20 protein-coding genes are annotated in these 22,281 nt (G+C 53.5%); 13 read left to right on the top strand and 7 right to left on the bottom strand.

Features of this window, described 5'->3' with window-relative positions; all coding sequences use genetic code 11:
• Positions 1-10: 10 nt before the first annotated feature.
• The 4 genes from xylE to malE form a co-directional block, all read right to left on the bottom strand.
• Positions 11-1,486 (bottom strand): D-xylose transporter XylE, encoded by a 1,476-nt coding sequence (xylE, locus tag C3432_RS17550; RefSeq protein WP_103777812.1) that lies wholly within the window; start codon positions 1,484-1,486, stop codon positions 11-13.
• 357 nt (positions 1,487-1,843) lie between these two features.
• Positions 1,844-2,734: a maltose ABC transporter permease MalG gene (malG, locus tag C3432_RS17545; RefSeq protein WP_103777811.1), complete on the bottom strand. Its 891-nt coding sequence runs from the start codon at positions 2,732-2,734 to the stop codon at positions 1,844-1,846.
• 14 nt (positions 2,735-2,748) lie between these two features.
• Positions 2,749-4,293 (bottom strand): maltose ABC transporter permease MalF, encoded by a 1,545-nt coding sequence (malF, locus tag C3432_RS17540; protein WP_103777810.1) that lies wholly within the window; start codon positions 4,291-4,293, stop codon positions 2,749-2,751.
• Positions 4,294-4,480: 187 nt separating this feature from the next.
• Complete coding sequence (gene malE / locus C3432_RS17535) at positions 4,481-5,671, bottom strand: maltose/maltodextrin ABC transporter substrate-binding protein MalE (protein ID WP_103777809.1); 1,191 nt, start codon at positions 5,669-5,671, stop codon at positions 4,481-4,483.
• A gap of 359 nt (positions 5,672-6,030) precedes the next feature.
• On the opposite strand from malE, the gene malK reads away from it, so the two are divergent.
• The 5 genes from malK (at position 6,031) to ubiA (ending at position 11,216) form a co-directional block, all read left to right on the top strand.
• Positions 6,031-7,140 (top strand): maltose/maltodextrin ABC transporter ATP-binding protein MalK, encoded by a 1,110-nt coding sequence (gene malK, locus C3432_RS17530; protein WP_103777808.1) that lies wholly within the window; start codon positions 6,031-6,033, stop codon positions 7,138-7,140.
• 133 nt (positions 7,141-7,273) lie between these two features.
• The gene (locus C3432_RS17525; protein ID WP_103777807.1) at positions 7,274-8,599 is read left to right on the top strand and encodes a maltoporin; all 1,326 of its coding nucleotides are present in this window, start codon (positions 7,274-7,276) and stop codon (positions 8,597-8,599) included.
• Positions 8,600-8,704: 105 nt separating this feature from the next.
• Positions 8,705-9,652 (top strand): maltose operon protein MalM, encoded by a 948-nt coding sequence (gene malM / locus C3432_RS17520; protein WP_103777806.1) that lies wholly within the window; start codon positions 8,705-8,707, stop codon positions 9,650-9,652.
• A gap of 180 nt (positions 9,653-9,832) precedes the next feature.
• A complete protein-coding gene (gene ubiC / locus C3432_RS17510) occupies positions 9,833-10,330 on the top strand; it encodes a chorismate lyase (protein ID WP_103777805.1) in 498 nt (165 codons plus the stop codon).
• 13 nt (positions 10,331-10,343) lie between these two features.
• Entirely contained in the window at positions 10,344-11,216 is an 873-nt protein-coding gene (gene ubiA, locus C3432_RS17505) for a 4-hydroxybenzoate octaprenyltransferase (RefSeq protein ID WP_103777804.1), read from the top strand.
• Positions 11,217-11,320: 104 nt separating this feature from the next.
• Here the strand turns inward: ubiA and plsB are convergent, their stop codons facing one another.
• A complete protein-coding gene (gene plsB, locus C3432_RS17500) occupies positions 11,321-13,741 on the bottom strand; it encodes a glycerol-3-phosphate 1-O-acyltransferase PlsB (protein ID WP_103777803.1) in 2,421 nt (806 codons plus the stop codon).
• 170 nt (positions 13,742-13,911) lie between these two features.
• Between plsB and C3432_RS17495 the strand changes: the two genes are divergently transcribed.
• From C3432_RS17495 to C3432_RS17480, 4 genes are all read left to right on the top strand, one after another.
• Positions 13,912-14,280 (top strand): diacylglycerol kinase, encoded by a 369-nt coding sequence (locus C3432_RS17495; protein ID WP_103777802.1) that lies wholly within the window; start codon positions 13,912-13,914, stop codon positions 14,278-14,280.
• 123 nt (positions 14,281-14,403) lie between these two features.
• Positions 14,404-15,012 carry a transcriptional repressor LexA gene (lexA, locus tag C3432_RS17490; RefSeq protein ID WP_103777801.1) on the top strand — a complete coding sequence of 203 codons (609 nt, stop codon included), beginning with the start codon at positions 14,404-14,406 and terminating at the stop codon, positions 15,010-15,012.
• A gap of 154 nt (positions 15,013-15,166) precedes the next feature.
• Positions 15,167-16,498, top strand: a complete 1,332-nt coding sequence (gene dinF, locus C3432_RS17485; RefSeq protein WP_103777800.1) for an MATE family efflux transporter DinF — start codon at positions 15,167-15,169, stop codon at positions 16,496-16,498.
• Between the two features lie 124 nt (positions 16,499-16,622).
• Positions 16,623-16,832, top strand: a complete 210-nt coding sequence (locus C3432_RS17480) for a CsbD family protein (protein ID WP_103777799.1) — start codon at positions 16,623-16,625, stop codon at positions 16,830-16,832.
• A gap of 132 nt (positions 16,833-16,964) precedes the next feature.
• On the opposite strand, the gene zur is transcribed toward C3432_RS17480, so the two are convergent.
• On the bottom strand, positions 16,965-17,480 hold the full coding sequence (zur, locus tag C3432_RS17475) for a zinc uptake transcriptional repressor Zur (protein ID WP_103777798.1): 516 nt from the start codon (positions 17,478-17,480) through the stop codon (positions 16,965-16,967).
• Between the two features lie 118 nt (positions 17,481-17,598).
• Here zur and C3432_RS17470 point away from each other — a divergent pair, with 118 nt between their 5' ends.
• From C3432_RS17470 to pspG, 4 genes are all read left to right on the top strand, one after another.
• Positions 17,599-18,087, top strand: a complete 489-nt coding sequence (locus C3432_RS17470; protein WP_103777894.1) for a cupin domain-containing protein — start codon at positions 17,599-17,601, stop codon at positions 18,085-18,087.
• A gap of 172 nt (positions 18,088-18,259) precedes the next feature.
• Positions 18,260-19,507 carry a conjugal transfer protein TraF gene (locus C3432_RS17465; RefSeq protein ID WP_103777797.1) on the top strand — a complete coding sequence of 416 codons (1,248 nt, stop codon included), beginning with the start codon at positions 18,260-18,262 and terminating at the stop codon, positions 19,505-19,507.
• A gap of 86 nt (positions 19,508-19,593) precedes the next feature.
• Positions 19,594-20,589: a tRNA dihydrouridine(20/20a) synthase DusA gene (gene dusA, locus C3432_RS17460; protein ID WP_103777796.1), complete on the top strand. Its 996-nt coding sequence runs from the start codon at positions 19,594-19,596 to the stop codon at positions 20,587-20,589.
• A 133-nt stretch (positions 20,590-20,722) separates the two neighbouring features.
• Entirely contained in the window at positions 20,723-20,965 is a 243-nt protein-coding gene (pspG, locus tag C3432_RS17455; RefSeq protein WP_103777795.1) for an envelope stress response protein PspG, read from the top strand.
• 295 nt (positions 20,966-21,260) lie between these two features.
• Here the strand turns inward: pspG and C3432_RS17450 are convergent, their stop codons facing one another.
• A complete protein-coding gene (locus C3432_RS17450; protein WP_103777794.1) occupies positions 21,261-22,256 on the bottom strand; it encodes a quinone oxidoreductase in 996 nt (331 codons plus the stop codon).
• Positions 22,257-22,281 lie beyond the last annotated feature (25 nt).

Below are 22,281 nucleotides of genomic sequence, written 5' to 3'. Positions count from 1 at the left end.
CACTAAGCGATTACAGTGCTTCAGCTTCAGATGCTTTTTCCTTCGCGGGTACCCACAGCTCTTCCAGTTCCTCCAGCGTTCTGCCTTTGGTTTCCGGTACGAATTTCCACATGAACAGCGCCGCCAGAACGCCCATGCAGCCGTAGATCCAGTAGGAGAAGCCGTTATGGAAATGGGAAACCAGCCACGAATTCTTATCCATCATCGGGAAGGTCCAGGAGACAAAGTAGTTTGCCAGCCACTGGGCGGCAACGGCTATCGCGAGCGCCTTTCCACGAATCGCATTGGGAAAGATTTCTGCCAGCAATACCCAGCAAACCGGTCCCCAGGACATCGCGAACGCGGCGACGTAGAACAGCATCGACAGCAACGCGACGATCCCCGGTGCCTGCGTATAAAACGCGGTGCCGAGGCTGAACATACCTATTGCCATACCGAGTGCGCCGATAATTTGCAGCGGTTTGCGGCCAAATTTGTCCACCGTCATGATCGCCAGCACGGTAAAGCTCAGGTTAATTACGCCAACAATGATGGTCTGCAACAGCGCCACATCGGTGCTGGCGCCCAGCGTTTTAAAGACCTCCGGCGCGTAGTAGAGCACCACGTTGATACCGACAAACTGCTGAAATACGGACAGCATCACGCCGATAACCACCACCCCTGCGCCGAACATCAGCAGACGACCGCCAGTTTTGCGACCATGTTCCAGAGACTGGTTAATCTCCTGTATCGCCTGGGTTGCAAGCGACGCGCCCATAATCTTGCGCAGGATCCCTTCGGCCTGTTCCTGTTTACCGCGTGCCATCAGCCAGCGCGGGCTTTCCGGTACGGTATACAGCAGCAGCAAAAATAGCAGCGCCGGAATACATTCTGACGCAAACATGTAACGCCAACCGTGAGTATTCAGCCAGCTGGCGTCGCCGGATTTCGCAATGAAATAATTGACGCAGTACACCAGTAACTGACCAAAAATAATGGCGAACTGATTAAATGAAACCAGTTTTCCACGAATGTGGGCGGGTGCCAGTTCGGCAATATACATTGGCGAAAGCATCGACGCTAAACCAACGCCGATACCACCAATAATACGATAAATAACAAATTCAGGGACATATCCGGCTAAATAGAGAGGAACAGTATTATCCGGATTAATTGTGGTGAATCCTGATTCCGGCCACGCGGAACCCACGCCAGAAATAAAAAATAACAGGGCAGCGATTTTAAGCGAATCCCGGCGACCAAACCGGTTACTACAGTATCCGCCGATCGCGCCACCAATGATACAGCCAATCAGCGCGCTGGCGACGCAGAACCCCAGCAGGGAGTTGGCGGCGGATTCACTTAAATTTTGTGGGGCAACAAAAATGGTATTCAGTGACTCGACGGTGCCGGAGATAACGGCGGTATCGTAGCCAAATAATAACCCTCCTAATGTTGCGACTAAAGTAATCGAAAAAATATAGCTGGAATTATACTGGGTATTCATTCAGACCTGCCTTTGACACCAGGTGACTGTTCAACAGTATCTTTCAGAGGTGAAGATACGGCTCTTTTTATCAGAGCTGATGATGGTGAAATTGTCACGTGATGAAGGCAATTATCATTTTTAACAATGCTGTTACGATTTGTCTTTTCTGTGATCTTAATTCTGTTTAATTTGTCGAAAACCCGGCAGTAAATAGAATTGTAGTGATGGAGAGCACGAAAGAAAATAATCGTAACTGCATTATGAAATAACATAAAAAAAGGGCGCTCCAGGGAGCGCCAAATAACAGTCACAAGTTGGGATAACATAAGTTGAGGGTGCAGTGGCATTGCCCGTTTCCGGGCGGGTACTTCAAAACTAACCTTTCACACCACCCGCCGTGAGGCCGTTAACCAGCCAGCGCTGGGCCAGCAGGAACACCAGGGTGATAGGAATGGCGGACAAGACAGCGGCAGCGGCAAAGTCGCCCCACAGGTAGTTTTGTGGGTTGAGGTATTGCTGCATCCCCACCGCCAGGGTGTAGCTGTTCACATCGCGCAGTAATAGCGAAGCGACCGGAACTTCGGTAATGGCGGCAATAAACGACAGAATAAAGACTACCGCCAGAATCGGCACCGAGAGCGGCAGCAGCACGAGGCGGAAAGCCTGCCACGGGGTGGCACCATCCAGCGCGGCGGCTTCTTCCAGCGAGCCGTCGATGGTTTCAAAATACCCTTTGATGGTCCAGACGTGCAGTGCGATGCCGCCAAGATAGGCGAAGATAACCCCACCGTGAGTATTCAGGCCGATGAAGGGAATGTACTGACCGAGGCGGTCGAACAGGGCATACAATGCCACCAGTGAGAGTACTGCCGGGAACATCTGGAAAATCAGCATCCCTTTAAGCAGCGTTGCTTTCCCCGGAAAACGCATACGGGCAAACGCGTAGGCGCAGGTGGTGGAGAGCGCGACAATGCCAGTCGCGGTAATACCGGCGATTTTCACCGAGTTCCACAACCACAACAGAACCGGGAAAGGCGGCGGCGTAACACGCCCATCAGCATGTTCAACGCTGAAGCCCAGCGCCAGCCGCCAGTGCTCCCAGGAGATCTGTTCCGGGATCAGGCTCCCGGTGGCAAAGTTGCCTTCACGCAGGGAGATGGCGATAACCATCAGCAGCGGGAACATGATCGCCGCAATGAAAATCAACAGCAGAAGGTGCGTCGTGAAGAGACGCAGTTTCTGAGATTTGGGTTGTACCATAGCCATGTTCGTTATCTCCCTTAATCAAACTTCATTCGTGTGGCTTTCAGGTTCACTATCGCCAGCGCGCCCACCAACAGGAAGATCAGCGTGGCGATAGCGGCCGCCAGGCCAAAGTCCTGACCGCCGCCGCCTTCAAAGGCGATTCGCCAGGTATAGCTCACGAGCAGGTCGGTATAACCGGCAGGTGTGGTGGTGCCGAGACGGTCAGGACCGCCGTTGGTCAACAGCTGAATCAGAACGAAGTTGTTAAAGTTAAACGCAAAGCTGGCGATCATCAGCGGCGTTAGCGGCTTAATCAGCAGCGGCAGCGTAATCTTAAAGAAGTTCTGGAACGGGCCTGCGCCGTCCATCGCTGACGCTTCATACAGATCGTCCGGAATCGCTTTTAACAGCCCCATGCACAGGATCATCATGTAGGGATAACCAAGCCAGGTGTTAACGATGATGATCATCGAACGCGCGGTGGTTGGGTCACTGAACCAGGCCGGTTTGATGCCAAACAGCGCGCTCAGCATCATGTTGATTTCACCAAAGCTCTGGTTAAACAACCCCTTGAAAATCAGAATCGAGATGAACGACGGTACGGCGTACGGCAGAATCAACAGCACGCGATAAATCGCTTTACCTTTAAGGGATTCCCACTGCACCAGGCACGCCAGCACCATGCCCACGGCAACGGTTAACGCGACGGTAAGCACCGAGAACACCACGGTCCAGACGAAGATGGCGAAGAACGGTTTCTGGATCCCCTCATCGGTAAAGACGCGGGTGAAATTGTCCCAGCCGATGGTAACGGTATAGCCTGGGCTCAGTTTGTCATCGCCCCAGTTCCCCTCAGCGTTGATCGACTGCCAGTAACCAATGTCGTTATTCGCGCGATATTTCACGCCGCTCTGGTTGTTGGTCAGCGTGCCGTCATCCGCAAGCGTGTACAGCGGCTGCGTGCCGGAGAACTGACGCAGCGAACTCATAATGACTTTACTTTCGTCTGGCAGAATGGCGGTTAACTGATTCAGCGCCTGGCGATTCTGAGTAATGATGCGCAAAGTGGCGCGTTCGCCGCCCGGCAGGGCGTCAGTCTCTTTCAGCTGTAGCTTCTGCTCGCCGCCAAATTTAAAGGCGTCAGAGAGATAATTCTTGCCGGTTTCCCCGTCGGTGAGGGCCAGCTGCCACTCTTCACCCGCCGGATAAAGCCCGAAGTTGTAAGTTTTGCCCGCCTGGTAAGAACGGTCCATGAGTACCTGCTGCGCACGTTCGAAGGTGAGCTGGTTGGTACTACTGTAGTTGGTAAAGGCAATAGCGATGGTGCAGATCAGCGGGAACAGGACAAACAGTCCCATCCCGGCCATGCCAGGGTAAACATAGCGCCAGGCGTAGGTCTTACGATTGGCGAAAATATACAGGCCAGCAGAGCTTAAAATCAGCGTCATGATGGCAAACAGGTACTCCCCTTGTGCGTACATTAAAACTACAAGGTAACCCACCAGCAGGCCCAGCAAACCAATCACTGACCATTTAAGCGTGTCGCTTTGCCACCAGTGTTTCTTTTTAATGACATCCATGGGGATCAATCCTCTTTACGCTTTATCCTGCGCACTACCTCTTTGTTGGCTGCGGAAGCTCACCCCAGTCACTTACTTATGTAAGCTCCTGGGGATTTGCCTCCTTGCCGCCTCGATGTAGCGCGAATGATTTCGCGTAACAACGTATTCAATAAACCTGATTCCCTAAGAAATAAGGGAAACCGTATTACTTGGTGATACGACCCTGTGCATCTTTCAGGGCAGCGTCAACCGTCTGGCGGTCGCTGACGGCGTTGATAACAGCCGTACGAACGGCGTACCAGAATGCGGACATCTGCGGAATATTCGGCATGATTTCGCCTTTCTGGGCGTTATCCATGGTGGCAGCGATGCGCGGGTCTTTCGCCAGGTGATCCTGGTAAGATTTCAGTGCGACGGCTCCCAGCGGCTTGTCCTTGTTCACGTCCTCCAGACCCTGATCGGTCAGCAGGTAGTTTTCGAGGAACTCTTTTGCCAGTTCTTTGTTCGGGCTGGCGGCGTTAATACCGGCGCTCAGTACGCCCACGAACGGTTTGGACGATTTACCCTTGAAGGTTGGCAGCAGGGTAACGCCGTAATTCACCTTGCTCTTATCGATGTTCGACCATGCCCACGGGCCGTTGATGGTCATCGCGGTATCGCCCTTGTTAAAAGCCGCTTCAGCGATGGAGTAGTCGGTATCCGCGTTCATGTGCTTGTTCTTGATAAGGTCAACCAGGAAGGTCAGACCCGCTTTCGCACCCGCGTTGTCCACGCCCACATCTTTGACGTCGTACTTGCCGTTTTCAAACTTGAACGCGTAACCGCCGTCGGCGGCGATCAGCGGCCAGGTGAAGTACGGTTCCTGCAGGTTGAACATCAGCGCGCTCTTACCTTTCGCCTTCAGCTCTTTATCCAGCGCCGGGATCTCTTCCCAGGTTTTCGGTGGATTCGGGACAAGGTCTTTGTTGTAAATCAGTGACAGCGCTTCAACCGCGATGGGGTAGGCGATCAGCTTGCCGTTGTAGCGTACCGCGTCCCAGGTAAAGGGATAGAGTTTGTCCTGGAACGCTTTGTCCGGGGTGATTTCAGCCAGCAGTCCTGACTGCGCGTAGCCACCAAAGCGGTCATGCGCCCAGAAGATGATATCCGGGCCATCGCCCGTTGCGGCAACTTGTGGGAATTTCTCTTCCAGCTTGTCCGGATGTTCAATGGTGACTTTGATGCCGGTGTCTTTCTCGAATTTCTTGCCCACTTCAGCGAGGCCGTTGTAGCCTTTGTCGCCGTTAATCCAGATAACCAGTTTGCCTTCTTCAATCTTGGCGAGAGCCGGGGCGGCAAACATCATCGTTGTCAGTGCGGACAATGCGAGGATGCGTGCGCCAGTTTTGATTTTCATAGTTCCCATCCTGTTTGGTGATTATGCAGAGGTGGCTTAACGTGACCCAGTCTCCTTATTTGACATCCTCTTTCCATCCTCCTTAACCCTACGCCCCACCCCTCCTTTATGTGATCTGTGTTGCATAAATGTGAGTAATGCGTGTTGGCGCACATAAAAACGAACCCATTTTTGCAGGTTGCATCACGAAATTCTTCGACGGCACACGGTCCGGCTCACCGACGCTGCTCCCTCATCCTCCCGCCTCCTCCCCCATAAAAAAGCCGGGGGCGGAGGATTTACGCAATCAATGGATAACGCATAGTCAGCCCATCATGAATGTTGCTGTCAATGACAGGTTGTAACGAAGGGAGAAGGGCATGGCGAGCGTACAGCTGCGAAATGTAACGAAAGCCTGGGGTGACGTGGTGGTATCGAAAGATATCAATCTCGACATTCACGAAGGAGAGTTCGTGGTGTTTGTGGGACCGTCAGGCTGCGGTAAATCAACGTTACTGCGTATGATCGCCGGGCTTGAGACCATCACCAGCGGCGATCTGTTTATTGGTGAAACCCGGATGAACGATATCCCGCCCGCTGAACGCGGCGTGGGCATGGTTTTCCAGTCCTACGCGCTCTACCCCCATCTGTCTGTTGCTGAAAATATGTCCTTTGGCCTCAAGCTGGCGGGCGCGAAGAAAGAGGTGATGAACCAGCGCGTCAATCAGGTGGCGGAAGTCCTTCAACTGGCGCACCTGCTGGATCGTAAACCGAAAGCGCTCTCCGGCGGGCAGCGTCAGCGTGTGGCCATTGGCCGTACGCTGGTGGCGGAACCGCGCGTGTTCCTGCTTGATGAACCCCTTTCTAACCTTGATGCCGCGCTGCGCGTTCAGATGCGTATCGAAATCTCCCGCCTGCATAAACGTCTTGGCCGCACGATGATTTACGTCACTCACGATCAGGTCGAAGCGATGACGCTGGCTGACAAAATCGTGGTGCTGGACGCAGGCCGCGTTGCACAGGTGGGTAAACCGCTGGAGCTGTATCACTACCCGGCGGATCGCTTTGTGGCGGGGTTCATTGGCTCGCCGAAGATGAACTTCCTGCCGGTGAAAGTCACCGCGACCGCTATCGACCAGGTGCAGGTTGAACTGCCGAACCGCCAGAACGTCTGGCTGCCGGTTGAGAGCCGTGATGTTCAGGTGGGCGCCAACATGTCATTAGGTATTCGCCCTGAACATCTGCTGCCCAGCGACATCGCCGATGTCACCCTGGAAGGTGAAGTTCAGGTCGTCGAACAGCTCGGTCACGAAACACAGATTCATATCCAGATCCCCGCCATCCGTCAGAACCTGGTGTACCGCCAGAACGACGTGGTGTTGGTAGAAGAGGGTGCCACATTCGCTATCGGCCTGCCGCCAGAGCGTTGCCATCTGTTTCGTGAGGATGGCACCGCATGTCGTCGACTGCATCAGGAGCCGGGTGTTTAAGGTCCCCATTAAAAAAACAAAACGCAAAACCATTCGAGGCAGCATCGCGGCGGCAGGTGAAAGAATGCAGCCAACAAAGAGGCAGTCCGAAGGGGGACGCGTTTAAAGAAAAGCAATGATCTCAGGAGATAGAATGATGATTACTCTGCGCAAACTCCCTCTGGCGGTTGCCGTCGCAGCAGGCGTTATGTCTGTTCAGGCAATGGCTGTGGATTTCCATGGTTACGCTCGTTCCGGTATCGGCTGGACGGGGAGTGGCGGTGAACAACAGTGTTTCCAGGCAACCGGTGCTCAAAGTAAATACCGTCTCGGTAACGAATGTGAAACCTATGCGGAAATCAAATTAGGTCAGGAAGTGTGGAAAGAAGGCGACAAGAGCTTCTATTTCGACACTAACGTCGCTTACTCCGTTGCACAACAGAACGACTGGGAAGCCACTGACCCGGCATTCCGCGAAGCCAACGTGCAGGGTAAAAACCTGATTGAATGGCTGCCTGGCTCCACTATCTGGGCCGGTAAGCGCTTCTATCAGCGTCATGACGTGCATATGATCGACTTCTACTACTGGGATATTTCAGGTCCTGGTGCGGGTATCGAAAATATTGACCTGGGCTTCGGTAAACTGTCTCTGGCAGCAACCCGTTCTCAGGAAGCGGGCGGTTCTTACATTTTCTCCAGCAACGATATCTATCGTGACTACAAAGACACCGCCAACGATGTCTTCGACGTGCGTTTAGCGGGCCTGGAAACCAACCCGGACGGCGTGCTGGAGCTGGGTGTTGACTACGGTCGCGCGAATAAGACCGACGGTTACAGTTTTGCGGATGGCGCATCAAAAGATGGCTGGATGTTCACTGCTGAGCACACCCAAAGCATGCTGAAGGGCTACAACAAGTTTGTGGTTCAGTACGCGACTGACGCGATGACCACGCAGGGCAAAGGTATTCCGCAGGGATCGTTCACTGGCAATACCTATCCGAATGATGATGCTCCGGGCATTATTAACAACCAAATCAATAATAACGGCTCTCTGGTACGAATCCTCGATCACGGCGCAATCTCCCTGGGCGACCGTTGGGACCTGATGTATGTCGGTATGTATCAGGATATCGATCGTGACGACAACAACGGCACCACCTGGTACACCGTGGGTGTCCGTCCGATGTTCAAATGGACGCCGATCATGAGCACCCTGATGGAAGTCGGGTACGACAACGTGAAGTCTCAGCGTACCAGCGACACCAACAATCAGTACAAAATTACCCTGGCGCAACAGTGGCAGGCTGGCGACAGCATCTGGTCCCGTCCGGCCATTCGTGTCTTCGCAACGTATGCGAAGTGGGATGAGAAGTGGGGCTATGACAACGGTATTGCTTACAAAGATACCAGTGCGCGTACCTTCAGCCGCGGCGACAACGATGAGTGGACCTTCGGTGCCCAGATGGAAATCTGGTGGTAATACGGCAGTAACCTGATGTGACGAGGGGCGCAAGCCCCTCTTATTTCTGGTTTAGCGCGCTATTGCCTGGCCACCGCTGAACCCACGCTATCTGAGGTGATAACAATGAAAATGAAGAAAACTCTCGTCGCCCTCTGTTTATCCGCAGGATTATGGGCAAGCGCTCCGGGTATTACGCTTGCGGAGGTCAACTATGTTCCGCAAAATACCAGTGCTGCGCCGGTGATCCCAGGCGCCGCCTTACAACAGTTGACCTGGACGCCTGTCGACCAGTCCAAAACTCAGTCCACACAACTCTCAACCGGCGGTCAGCGCCTTGACGTCGCGGGCATTTCCGGCCCGGTAGCGGCTTACAGCATACCGGCGAATATTGGCGAGCTCACGCTGACGCTGTCCAGTGAAGTGAATAAACAAACCAGCGTATTTGCGCCAAACGTATTAATTCTTGACCAAAACATGACGCCATCGGCGTTCTTCCCCGGCAGCTATTTTACTTACCAGGAGCCGGGGGTGATGAGCGCGGATCGTCTGGAAGGCGTCATGCGCCTGACGCCAGCGCTGGGTCAGCAAAAACTCTATGTTTTGGTCTTTACCACTGAGAAAGATCTCCAGCAGACCACAACCTTGCTTGATCCGGCAAAAGCCTATGCCAAGGGCGTAGGTAACGCTGTTCCGGATATTCCAGACCCGATCGCCCGTCATACCACCGACGGTCTGCTGAAGCTGAAAGTGAAAACCAACAGCAGCTCCAGCGTGCTGGTTGGACCGCTGTTTGGTTCATCCGGCCCTGGTCCTGTCACGGTGGGCAATACCGCCGCGCCTGCCCCGACCTATGCGGCTCCGGCAGCAGCAGTTGCTGCTCCAGCGCCACAACCCGCGAAGAAAAGCGAACCGATGCTGAACGACACGGAAAGCTATTTTAACAGCGCGATTAAAGAGGCCGTTGCGAAAGGCGATGTCGATAAAGCGCTGAAACTGCTTGATGAAGCTGAACGTCTGGGATCGACATCTGCCCGTTCCACTTTTATCAGCAGTGTAAAAGGCAAGGGGTAACGCTCTCCCCACATTGCTGATTTGCAACAACTGGTGCGTCTCGTGGCGCACCTTTTTTTTAGCATTCCATGCGAATTGTTAAGTTTCTGTTGCGCAACAGATCACTTAATTATGTTTCCATCTCCCGTAATCTCTTTTCTGCGATACAATGCCTTTACGTTATGAAACGGAGAGTAAGGCATGTCACACCCCGCGTTAACGCAACTGCGTGCGCTGCGCTATTTTGACGAGATTCCTGCGCTGGATCCCGACCTGCTTGACTGGCTGTTACTGGAAGATTCCATGACGAAACGTTTTGAGCAGCAGGGAAAACGGGTGACTGTCACGCTACTTCGGGAAGCCTTTGTTGAACAAGCTGAAGTGGTGGAGGAGCTGGCGTTATTGCCAAAAGAGTCCCGCTACTGGCTACGTGAAATTTTACTCTGTGCGGATGGCGAACCCTGGCTTGCCGGGCGTACCGTCGTGCCTGAATCAACGTTATGCGGCCCTGAACTGGCCTTACAAAATCTGGGGAAAACCCCGTTAGGGCGCTATCTTTTTACATCATCGACGTTGACCCGAGATTTTATTGAGATTGGTTGTGATGCAGCGCTATGGGGACGTCGTTCCCGTTTGCGGTTAAGCGGCAAGCCTCTGATGCTTACTGAACTCTTTTTGCCTGCATCACCGTTGTACTGAAGAGGATAATAAAATGGAGTGGAGTCTGACGCAGAATAAGCTGTTGGCGTTTCACCGCTTAATGCGTACGGATAAGCCAATCGGCGCTTTACTGCTGCTCTGGCCAACGCTGTGGGCGTTGTGGGTGGCAACCCCTGGCGTACCGCAGCTGTGGATCCTGGCGGTGTTTGTCGCCGGTGTCTGGTTGATGCGTGCTGCCGGATGCGTCGTCAACGATTATGCTGACCGTAAGTTTGACGGTCACGTGAAGCGCACGGCGAACCGACCGCTACCGAGCGGGGCAGTGACCGAGAAAGAAGCACGCACGCTGTTTGTGGTGCTGGTGGTCCTTTCCTTCCTGCTGGTGCTGACTCTGAATACGATGACCATTCTGCTGTCAATTGCGGCGCTGGGGTTGGCGTGGGTCTATCCGTTTATGAAGCGCTATACCCATCTGCCGCAGGTTGTACTGGGCGCGGCGTTTGGCTGGTCGATTCCGATGGCGTTTGCGGCGGTCAGTGAGTCTGTGCCGCTGAGCTGCTGGCTGATGTTCCTTGCGAATATTCTCTGGGCCGTGGCGTACGATACGCAATATGCGATGGTCGATCGGGATGACGACCTGAAAATAGGTATCAAATCGACCGCGATCCTGTTTGGTCGGAACGACAAACTGATTATTGGTATTTTGCAGGTTGGCGTGCTGGCATTAATGGCGCTGGTTGGCTGGCTCAACGGGCTGGGGATGGGATACTACTGGGCGGTGCTGATAGCTGGCGCATTGTTCGTCTACCAGCAGAAACTGATTGTTCACCGCGATCGCGAGGCCTGCTTTAAAGCGTTTATGAACAACAACTACGTTGGTCTGGTGCTGTTTATCGGGCTGGCGATGAGCTACTGGCACTTATGAATGTTTTAACAGAATAATGTGCCTGATAAGCATAGCGTCATCAGGCACACCACATATGCCGGAGGGCGACGTTCCGCCTTATCCGGCCTACGATCGGTTACGACCTACTCACTCTGCGTCGCGCTTTCGATAGTCAGACGTACATCCGACGTAATCAACTCCGCCAGCATCTGATATACCTTCATCGTCTGCTCCGGCTCGGCATCGCCAGTATCGCTAATGTAGCCTTCATCGCGCAAAGTTAATACCAGAGAGCTGAATACCGCTTTGTCGAAGAACTCAGGCGCGTTGATGCCGTGCAGTACCGACAGACGCTGCGCCACGGTACGACTCTCTTTCTCCAGCGTGCCACGATTGATGGACGGGTTCGCACTCAGTAGCCAGAACGTGATGGCATAGCGTTGCAGCGTTTCACGCGCGCCAGCCGCCAGCAGTTGCAACGTGCGGGAGTGTGCGGGGTTAATATGCAGCTCGTTGTTTTGCAACGTAATCAGCCCCTGACGCTGCATCTCGCTGGCCAGCGCGTCAAGCACGTCGACGAGGTCATTGCGCTCCCAACGCAGGAACAGCTCGGCTTTCAGCATCGGATAGAGCACGTCAACATGCTGCTGGAGCGCCTCACGAGAGATGTGGCGATGTTGGGTAATAATGGCTGCCATCAGCGACGGCAACACCAGCATATGTGCGATGTTGTTACGGTAGTAAGTCATCAGCACCGCCTGCTCGCGCGGCAGAATGATGATATCCCCGATGGTGTCCTTCTCGACTTCGAACTTATTCATCTGCAGCGCGTGATCGATAAGATCGCTGGCGCTGACCGATGGCACAGTCGAATCGGTGGAGTACGGTACATTGCGCATCAGATTCAGATAGCAGTCGAGCTGTTCGGTCAGCTGCTCGCGGGTCAGCGAACGTTGACGCGAAGCCAGCAGCGCGGTACAGCAAAGGTTCATGGCGTTTGCCGCACCGGCGTTGTTGATACGCACCATCAGCTCAGTCGCCATGCCGTTAACCGTCGGCGTCAGCCAGGCAGGGCGCACGGCTTCGATAGGATCGATAGATTCGCGCCAGTCCGGGACATGATGGTTCAGATACGTCATCAGCGGCATCGGTTCGCCAAAGTTAACGTAGCCCTGACCCAGATTACGCAGCTTGCTTAAGCCGCGCAGCATCTGCGGCAGACTCTCTTTCTCTTTCGTCGCGCCACGCAACTCTTTGGCGTAAGTCCCGACCTCCATCACATGCTCGTAACCGATATAAATTGGCACCAGTGTGATTGGGCGAGTTCCGCCGCGCAGCATCGCCTGAATGGTCATCGAGAGAGTGCCGGTTTTCGGATCCAGTAAACGACCGGTACGTGAGCGACCGCCTTCCACGAAATATTCCACTGAATAGCCACGGCTGAACAGTTCGCCCAGGTATTCACGGAAAACGGTGGAGTAGAGCTTATTGCCCTTGAAGGTACGACGAATAAAGAACGCGCCCAGGCGGCGGAATATCGGACCTGCCGGCCAGAAGTTCAGGTTAATGCCCGCAGCAATATGCGGCGGCACCAGCCCCTGATGATACAGCACGTAAGAAAGCAGCAGGTAGTCCATGTGACTGCGGTGGCAGGGTACATAGACGATTTCATGCCCGTCGTGCGCCAGCTGGCGTACGCGCTCGGCGTTATGGACGTTAATCCCCTGATACAGCCGGTTCCAGGTAAAGCCAAGAATACGGTCCGTCAGACGGATCATCTCGTATGAGAAGTTGGCGGCAATCTCTTCCATCAGCGCAATCGCGTTCTGCTGCGCTTTTTCATGGGAAATTTTCTTGCTGCGCGCTTCGTCTTCAATCGCACGAGCAATGGCTTTGGACGCCAGCAGCTTGTTGAACAGATCCTGACGGGCAGGCAGGCGCGGTCCGACCGCCGCCAGACGCTGGCGGGCGAAATGCATACGCGCCACGCGGGCCAGTTTTTGCGCAATGGTTTTATCCGTTCCGTGTTCGTCGGCCATCCGGCGCAGAGAAACGGAGGGAGAGAAGCGCACAAAACTGTCGCGACCCAGCCAGGAAACCGCAAAGAATTTCTGAATGCCATTCAGCATCCGCAGCGGAGGGTTGACCTCGCCTTTTTCGCGCCCGGGCGCGCGACCAAACATCACCGATACCGGCACCATTTGCACATCCAGGTCCGGATTGCTGCGATGCAGGTCGAGATAGTTGTGGAATAACTTAATGGACTCTTCTTTTGGCGTGTACCAGGTAAAGACACGCGGACCCCCATGAATGAAGATATGGCGCGGCAGCAGCGTGCCGTCGATCTCCAGTGGTTCCAGGGGATCCGGAAGGTCATGCGCCAGACATTGGGCGCGCAGCGTTAGCAAGTCCGCTTTCGAGTTGTACGGTAAAACGTACATAATTGGACGAGAGGTATCGAGTCCTAATTCCGGAGCGGGATCCGCCGGAATGGACTTGCTTTTTACCAGTACGCTTAATGGTAAATTCAGTAATTTGTAGTAAATTCGTGGCCAGCCGGACATAAACGATGTAAAGCCTCTGGTTAATAATGCAAATGCGCTGCAAGGATATCAGAAAGTCATGTGAATTTCTGGACTATCCCGTCATACTTCGCGCCGCGTTGCTGTAGCTCAGAACAACGGAGTTAACGATATAATGTCATTGACGCTAATAATGCAGAAAGGTTTTTTTGATGGCCAATAATACCACTGGACTCACCCGAATTATCAAAGCAGCTGGCTACTCCTGGAGAGGTTTTCGCGCTGCGTGGATCAACGAAGCCGCCTTCCGTCAGGAAAGCGTTGCTGCGCTACTGGGCGTTGCCATCGCCTGCTGGCTGGATGTCGACGCCATTACCCGCGTACTGCTGATTGGTTCTGTAATGTTGGTCATGATTGTTGAAATACTCAACAGTGCAATTGAAGCCGTTGTCGACCGCATTGGTTCTGACTATCACGAACTCTCCGGGCGCGCCAAAGACATGGGATCGGCCGCCGTACTGCTCTCTATTATCGTCGCACTGATTACCTGGGGCATCCTGTTATGGTCACATTTTCGCTAAGGTTTTTTCGATAAAGGTTCCATAACCGTATAAAACTCCTGTTTTCTGCGCAGTTTATGGTTCCAAAATCACCTTTAGCTGTATATACTCACAGCATAACTGTATATACACCCAGGGGGCGGAATGAAAGCGTTAACGGCCAGGCAGCAAGAGGTGTTTGATCTCATCCGGGATCACATCAGCCAGACAGGTATGCCACCGACGCGTGCGGAGATCGCGCAGCGTTTGGGGTTCCGTTCCCCAAACGCCGCTGAAGAACACCTGAAAGCACTGGCGCGTAAAGGCGTGCTGGAAATTGTTTCCGGTGCATCGCGTGGTATTCGTTTGTTGCAGGAAGAAGAGGAAGGGCTGCCGCTTGTTGGGCGCGTCGCGGCAGGTGAGCCGCTGCTGGCGCAGCAGCACATCGAAGGTCATTATCAGGTCGATCCATCCCTGTTTAAACCGAACGCCGATTTTCTGCTGCGCGTCAGCGGGATGTCGATGAAAGACATCGGTATTATGGATGGCGATCTGCTGGCGGTGCATAAAACGCAGGATGTGCGTAATGGCCAGGTGGTGGTCGCGCGCATCGATGACGAAGTAACGGTAAAACGCCTGAAGAAACAGGGTAATAAAGTCGAACTTCTGCCAGAAAACAGCGAATTCAAACCGATTATTGTAGACCTGCGCGAGCAAAGCTTCACCATTGAAGGGCTGGCGGTAGGCGTTATTCGCAACGGCGAATGGTTGTAATTGCCCGCTGATTTCCTCCAGGCCGGATAAGGTGTTTACACCGTCGTCCGGCGACATGTGGCGTCGCCATCCGGCAACCTGCCCGGTGGCGCTACGCTTACCAGACCTGGAAACCATTCACCAATACGTTTAACTCCTTCTCAGGCTCGCTCCCATGCCGTTTTTCGCCTCCTCAGATAAAGCTCTCTGGCGTCTCGCCTTACCCATGATTTTCTCCAACATCACCGTTCCCTTGCTGGGGCTGGTGGATACGGCGGTGATTGGTCATCTGGACAGTCCTGTCTATCTGGGAGGGGTTGCTATTGGGGCAACGGCGACCAGCTTTCTTTTCATGCTGCTGCTTTTTTTACGGATGAGTACAACCGGGCTGACGGCCCAGGCTTATGGCGCGAAAAATCCCCTGGCGCTGGCGAGGGCGCTGGTGCAGCCGCTGATACTGGCACTAGGGGCCGGAGTGTTGATTGCGCTGTTTCGCACGCCGATTATTGACCTGGCATTACACATTGTTGGCGGCAGTGAAGCTGTGCTGGTACAGGCGAGACGCTTCCTGGAAATTCGCTGGCTTAGCGCGCCGGCATCACTGGCGAATCTGGTACTGCTGGGCTGGTTGTTGGGGGTTCAGTATGCCCGGGCGCCGGTTATTCTGCTGATTGTCGGCAATATCCTGAATATCGTTCTTGATCTTTGGCTGGTCATGGGGCTGCACATGAACGTGCAGGGCGCGGCGCTGGCTACCGTTATTGCAGAATATTCCACCCTGGTGATTGGCTTACTGATGGTGCGTAAAGTCCTTCATCTGCGTGGTGTCTTACTGGCGATGCTTAAGCAGGCCTGGCAGGGAAACTTTCGCCGTCTTTTGGCGCTTAACCGCGACATCATGCTGCGTTCGCTTTTGCTGCAGCTCTGCTTCGGTGCGATTACCGTGCTGGGGGCGCGGATGGGGAGCGACATCATTGCGGTGAATGCGGTATTGATGACGCTACTGACATTTACCGCCTATGCACTGGACGGATTTGCCTATGCCGTTGAAGCACATTCGGGCCAGGCCTATGGTGCGCGGGACGGCAGCCAGCTGCAGGAGGTCTGGCACGCGGCCTGTCGTCAGTCCGGTATTGTGGCGCTGCTGTTTTCGCTGGTTTATGCGCTGGCGGGTGAGCATATTATCGCCCTGTTGACCTCGTTACCGCAGATCCAACAGCTGGCCGATCGTTATCTTCTCTGGCAGGTGATTCTGCCGCTGGTTGGTGTCTGGTGCTATTTACTGGATGGGATGTTCATCGGCGCGACGCGCGCGGCGGAAATGCGTAACAGTATGGCCGTTGCCGCCGGTGGATTTGCCCTTACACTGCTTGCTTTACCCTGGCTTGGAAATCATGGCCTTTGGCTGGCGCTGACCGTCTTTCTGGCTCTGCGCGGGCTTTCTTTAGCTTTAATCTGGCGGCGACACTGGCAAAAGGGAACCTGGTTTGCCTCAAGTCATGGTTAAAAATTCCGAATATTTCTTTAAATCCAAAATCACTGACTACAATTAATCTCACGTCCAGCAAAAAACATAGCGAAGTTGGACGATTCACTCTCGCTATTATCAGCCTAACGATGAGGATTTTAAGATGAATAAAGACGAAGTCGGCGGTAACTGGAAACAGTTTAAAGGTAAAGTGAAAGAGCAATGGGGCAAACTGACCGATGATGATATGACGGTCATTGAAGGTAAACGTGACCAGTTGGTCGGTAAAGTCCAGGAACGTTACGGATACGCGAAAGATCAGGCAGAGAAAGAGGTTAAAGATTGGGAAACCCGTAACGATTACCGTTGGTAATCTGTACGCTAAACGCTGCGATTTGCAGCCAACACCCATGCAACTAGTAGTATGAGGTGTTCCCCTCCTGCCCGAACGTACATGGATGTACGATCCCTATGTTTGCTTAAGGCGGGCTGCCGCCTTAATGCTTTAGCGAGGTTTCTTTTTGACCAAAATTGAATGATCGTGCTGGCACTGTCCCGGATGACGACAGGCCTCCACCTCGACACAGGCAGAGCATAGCCCATGTGCTTCAATCACGTTATGGCGCAGTGCAAATCCCATCTTAGCGGCAAGGGTATGCATGATGTCTTCCACACCTTCCGCACACTCCTCCTTCACCACGCCACAGCGATCGCAGATAAACATCGCTGAACTGTGCGTCGGCTGGTCGAACAGATAACAGAGAACATAGCTGTTGGTGGATTCAACCTTGTGGACGAATCCCTGTTCAAGCAGAAAATCGAGTGCGCGATACACCGTCGGCGGTTTAGCCTGCGGTTCTGTTTCACGCAGCAGGTCGAGCAGATCGTAAGCACTGATGGCGCCTTCTTGCAGGCTCATCAAACGCAACACTTCGAGGCGCTGTGGCGTCAGTCGGACATTGCGTTGCGCGCAGAGTTTTTCAGCTTGCGCTAAAAGCTCTTGCGTTGGTGGCTTTTGCATTCGGCACCTCGTGTTGCGTGAAAGACTAATCCCTTACTTTATCATGTTCTGTCATAAACGCCGAGATCTGCCAACCTGTGCTATACCTGACGCATTGCAACTCAAGAGAACAATAATGATGAAAAGACCGGACTGCATTCGTCACTGGCGCGATGTGGAAGGTGCCGATGACTCAACTTACCCTGACAGCGACGAGCTTTTTTCTGTTGGCGCACCGCTGGCCCGTACTCTGGGACTGCGGCGGATTGGTATTCATCATGAGCGGTTGCCGCCAGGACGTCGAACGTCGTACCCCCATGCCGAAAGTGATGAAGAAGAGTTTGTCCACGTGCTGGAAGGATATCCTCAGGTGTGGATTAACGGCTATCTGTGGAATCTGGAACCCGGCGATAGCGTTGGCTTTCCGGCAGGAACGGGTATCTGCCATACCTTCATCAACAACACCCCCGAAGACGTGAGGCTGCTGGTTGTCGGTGAGGCAAATAAAAAACATAACCGTATCTATTATCCGCAGAACCCGGTGTATGGCGCCACGCGTGAAGATCGTTGGGTGGATCATCCCCCGCAATTTTTTGGTCCGCATGATGGAAAACCTGGGCGAAAATAGCAGGGTCTTCTATAAATATTGAGGGCCGTCACATATTACAACAGGCCAGATGAAGATTTTGGTTAAGGGAACAGGCCGCTTTTTCTCACTTTATTCACAGCAATAGTTCGCTCCTGTTCAGGTGATAACTGACAGGAGGTTGTTTATCAGCAGACAATAAGACGAGCATACTGTGAAACAAACATTAAAATTTTCGGTGGTTAGCGTTGTAGTCTCTTTCATTATGGCAAATCAGGCAGAGGCGGCGAATACCTGGACAGAGGCGCGTAATGACGCAATGGGTGGCACGGGCGTGGCCTCGGCAAACTATGGCAGCGGGGTCTTAATCAACCCTGCGCTGTTGGCAAAATCGCAGCCGGACGATGAGATCACGGTGATTTTTCCGGCCCTCGGGGGACAGATTTCAGACAAAGATAATCTGCGCGATAAGATTGACGATATCACTGACGATATCAACAGCTATCGCCACTCTCTGGACAACATTAACCCTTTCAATCTCTTTATTCCCGGTAGCCAGGGCTATCAGCAGGTCTCTTCTGCTGCGGGCAATCTGGCGGATCGGCTTGAATCCCTTAAAGGCAAAACGGCTACTGCGAAAGCGGGCGGTGGACTTGCGGTGAGCATTCCGAACGATGTTCTGGCGGTCGCTTTTGTGGCGAAAGCAAACGCACGTGCCCGCGTCAGTTCTTACATTGATCAGGGTGACATCAACACCCTGCGAGGGGTTGAAGCGGTACCTTCGGGCGTTCTCGCGGTTGACCCGCAGGATTTGAAATCAAAGGGTTTTGGCCGGGCGGCGATTGTGTCTGATTATGGCGTGGCGATTGCGCGTCAGTTTAACCTGGGAGGCGTACCGATATCCGTTGGGGTGACCCCGAAACTGCAACAAACCTGGCTCTATAACTACACCGTCTCGATCTACAACTTCAACAGCGACGATATCAACAGCAGCCGTTACCGTAACGATGACACCGGTTTTAACGTTGATGCCGGTCTGGCGGCAGACTTCGGAGAAAACTGGACGGTTGGCCTGAGCGGACAAAACGTGTTCTCACGGGATATTGATACTAAAGAGGTTGATGGAGTACGCGACACGTACCAAATCCGTCCGCTGGTGACCGCGGGGGCCGCATGGCATAACGACTTTGTAACCCTGAGTGTGGATGGCGATCTCACCGAAACGAAAGGCTTTAAAAGCGAAGATAACTCGCAATACGTTGGCGTGGGCGCCGAAGTGCGTCCGTTAGACTGGCTGGCAGTCCGTGCCGGATATCGGGCAGACGTAAAGGATAACGACAGCAATGTCTTTACCGGTGGTGTCGGATTTGCGCCATTCAACCGCGTCCACGTCGATTTGATGGGCCTGTATGGTGAGGATGAGACCTGGGGGGCTGGCGCGCAGCTGAGCGTGACTTTCTGATTTCTGCCGACCGGAGGCGTTACGTCTCCGGTTATGCTTTGTGCTATAGTAGCGCCCCCATTTTATCGGATGCTCAAAAATTCACCATGCCATCAGAATCACACACCCTTTTTCCTGCTCACCGTTTCTCCGTCGCGCCGATGCTTGACTGGACGGACAGACACTGCCGTTACTTTCTGCGTCTGCTGTCTCGCCAGACGCTGCTCTATACCGAGATGGTGACCACCGGGGCGATTATTCATGGTAAAGGTGACTACCTGGCGTACAGCGAAGAAGAGCATCCGCTCGCTCTGCAACTGGGCGGCAGTGATCCGGCGGCGTTGGCGCAGTGCGCGAAGCTGGCTGAAGAAAGGGGCTATAACGAGATTAACCTCAACGTCGGCTGCCCCTCCGATCGCGTTCAGAACGGCATGTTCGGCGCCTGCCTGATGGGTAATGCTCAGCTGGTGGCTGACTGTGTGAAGGCGATGCGTGATGTGGTGTCTGTTCCGGTTACGGTGAAAACCCGTATCGGTATCGATGACCAGGACAGTTACGAATTCCTCTGCAATTTCATCGATACCGTGTCCGGTAAAGGTGAGTGTGAGATGTTTATTATCCACGCCCGCAAGGCCTGGCTTTCCGGACTGAGTCCGAAAGAAAACCGTGAGATCCCGCCACTGGATTATCCGCGAGTTTATCAGTTGAAGCGGGATTTTCCCCATCTGACCATGGCCATTAACGGCGGCATCAAGTCGCTGGAGGAGGCGAAAGTGCATCTGCAGCATATGGATGGCGTGATGGTGGGTCGCGAAGTCTATCAAAATCCAGGAATTCTGAGCGCTGTCGATCGCGAAATTTTTGCGACGACGACTGCGGATGCCGATCCGGTTGCCGTCGTACGTGCGATGTATCCCTATATCGAACGCGAGCTGTGCCAGGGAACATACTTAGGGCATATTACCCGCCATATGCTGGGGCTGTTTCAGGGGATCCCGGGGGCGCGCCAGTGGCGCCGCTATCTCAGCGAAAACGCCCATAAAGCCGGTGCGGATATTAACGTACTGGAACATGCCCTGAAGCTGGTGGCGGATAAACGTTAAGGTTTCACTAAAATTTAGTCAATTTCACCACGCCTCGCGTAATGTCGCGGGGCTTTTTGTTTATAAATCAAATAATTAAGTTTGGCATGATTTTTGTAATGGTTTTAGCAGAATTTCATTATGGGAGAGCATCATGCTGGAACTACTTTTTGTGACTGGCTTTTTTATCATGCTGATGGTCACCGGTGTGTCACTGCTGGGTATCCTGGCGGCGCTGGTGGCGGCAACTGCTGTGATGTTTCTTGGGGGGATGTTCGCGCTGATGATTAAACTGTTGCCGTGGCTGCTGCTGGCTGTTGCCGTGGTGTGGGTGATCAAGGCGGTTAAATCGCCAAAAGTGCCACAATATCAGCGCAATAACCGTTGGCGTTACTAGGGGATTGTGGGGTTCGTCACAACCTGCAACTTTGGCTTCAGAACCAAATAGGAATTGATAATCAAATCTGCCACTATTGCGCGTCTAACGAATTCATCGAGCTGTACCCTACATACAGTCGAACTAAAAAAGAAAGGGCTTCCCATGTGGAGGCCCTAATCTTTTTCCCCGCCCTGATTCAAACCGCACAGGTGTTGGTCGATTTCATTCACCCCAGCCACTGACTTTGGTCAGCGCCTGGGGATGCCTTGACCGGCGGTTCAAACGACTACGCCGTTTTGTCCTGCAACCGGAATTATTGAGAGGGAAGAGGAATAAGCAGACTTGAACCCTGCGTAGCCCGGCTTTCCAGAATCTCATGTGCGCGTTGCGCATCCTTCAGCGTATACTTCTGATTATCAGCCACATCCACTTTAATAACGCCGCTGGCAATCAGCGAAAACAGCTCATTGCTGGCTTCTGTAAGCTCATCCCGGTTGGTAATGTACCCCTGCAGAGAAGGGCGCGTGGCATACAGGGAACCCTTCTGATTCAGAATGCCTAAGTTGACGCCGGTCACCGGCCCGGAAGCATTACCAAAACTGACCATCAGGCCGCGGCGTTGCAGGCAGTCCAGAGACGCCTCCCAGGTGTCTTTGCCGACGGAGTCATACACCACGCGTACTTTTTTCCCGCCCGTGATCTCTTTCACCCGCTCGACAATATTCTCTTCGCGATAGTTAATGACCTGCCATGCTCCGGCATCCAGAGCCCGCTGCGCTTTTTGCGCGCTGCCGACGGTGCCAATCAGCTTTGCCCCCAACGCTTTCGCCCACTGGCAGGCGATCAGGCCGACACCGCCTGCCGCCGCATGGAACAGGAACGGCTCATCGGGCTGGATTTCATAGGTTTTACGCAGCAGATAAAAAACGGTGAGGCCCTTCAGGAAGGAGGCGGCAGCCTGTTCAAAGGAGATAGCGTCAGGCAGAACCGCGGCTTTGTCCGCTGGCACGTTATGCACCGAACTGTAAGCGCCAAGTGCGGATTGCGCATAAACCACGCGATCGCCTTCTTTAATATGTTTCACTCCGCTGCCGACTTTGCTGACCACGCCTGCCGCTTCTGTGCCTAAACCACTGGGTAAGGCTGGAGGCGGATAGAGTCCGCTGCGAATATAAGTATCGATAAAGTTGATGCCAATAGCTTTGTTTTCAACCTGGATTTCGTTCTCCGCCGGGGCTGCTGGCGTAAACTCCACGGCCTGAAGTACTTCCGGGCCGCCGTGCTTGTGAAATTCAATACGTGTTGCCATGATTCCTCCAGAAATGTGGTAATCT

The sequence above is a fragment of the Citrobacter amalonaticus genome, assembly GCF_002918555.1.
In the GTDB taxonomy this organism is placed as follows: domain Bacteria; phylum Pseudomonadota; class Gammaproteobacteria; order Enterobacterales; family Enterobacteriaceae; genus Citrobacter_C; species Citrobacter_C amalonaticus_A.
This window is presented reverse-complemented; position numbering and strand designations above follow the sequence as displayed.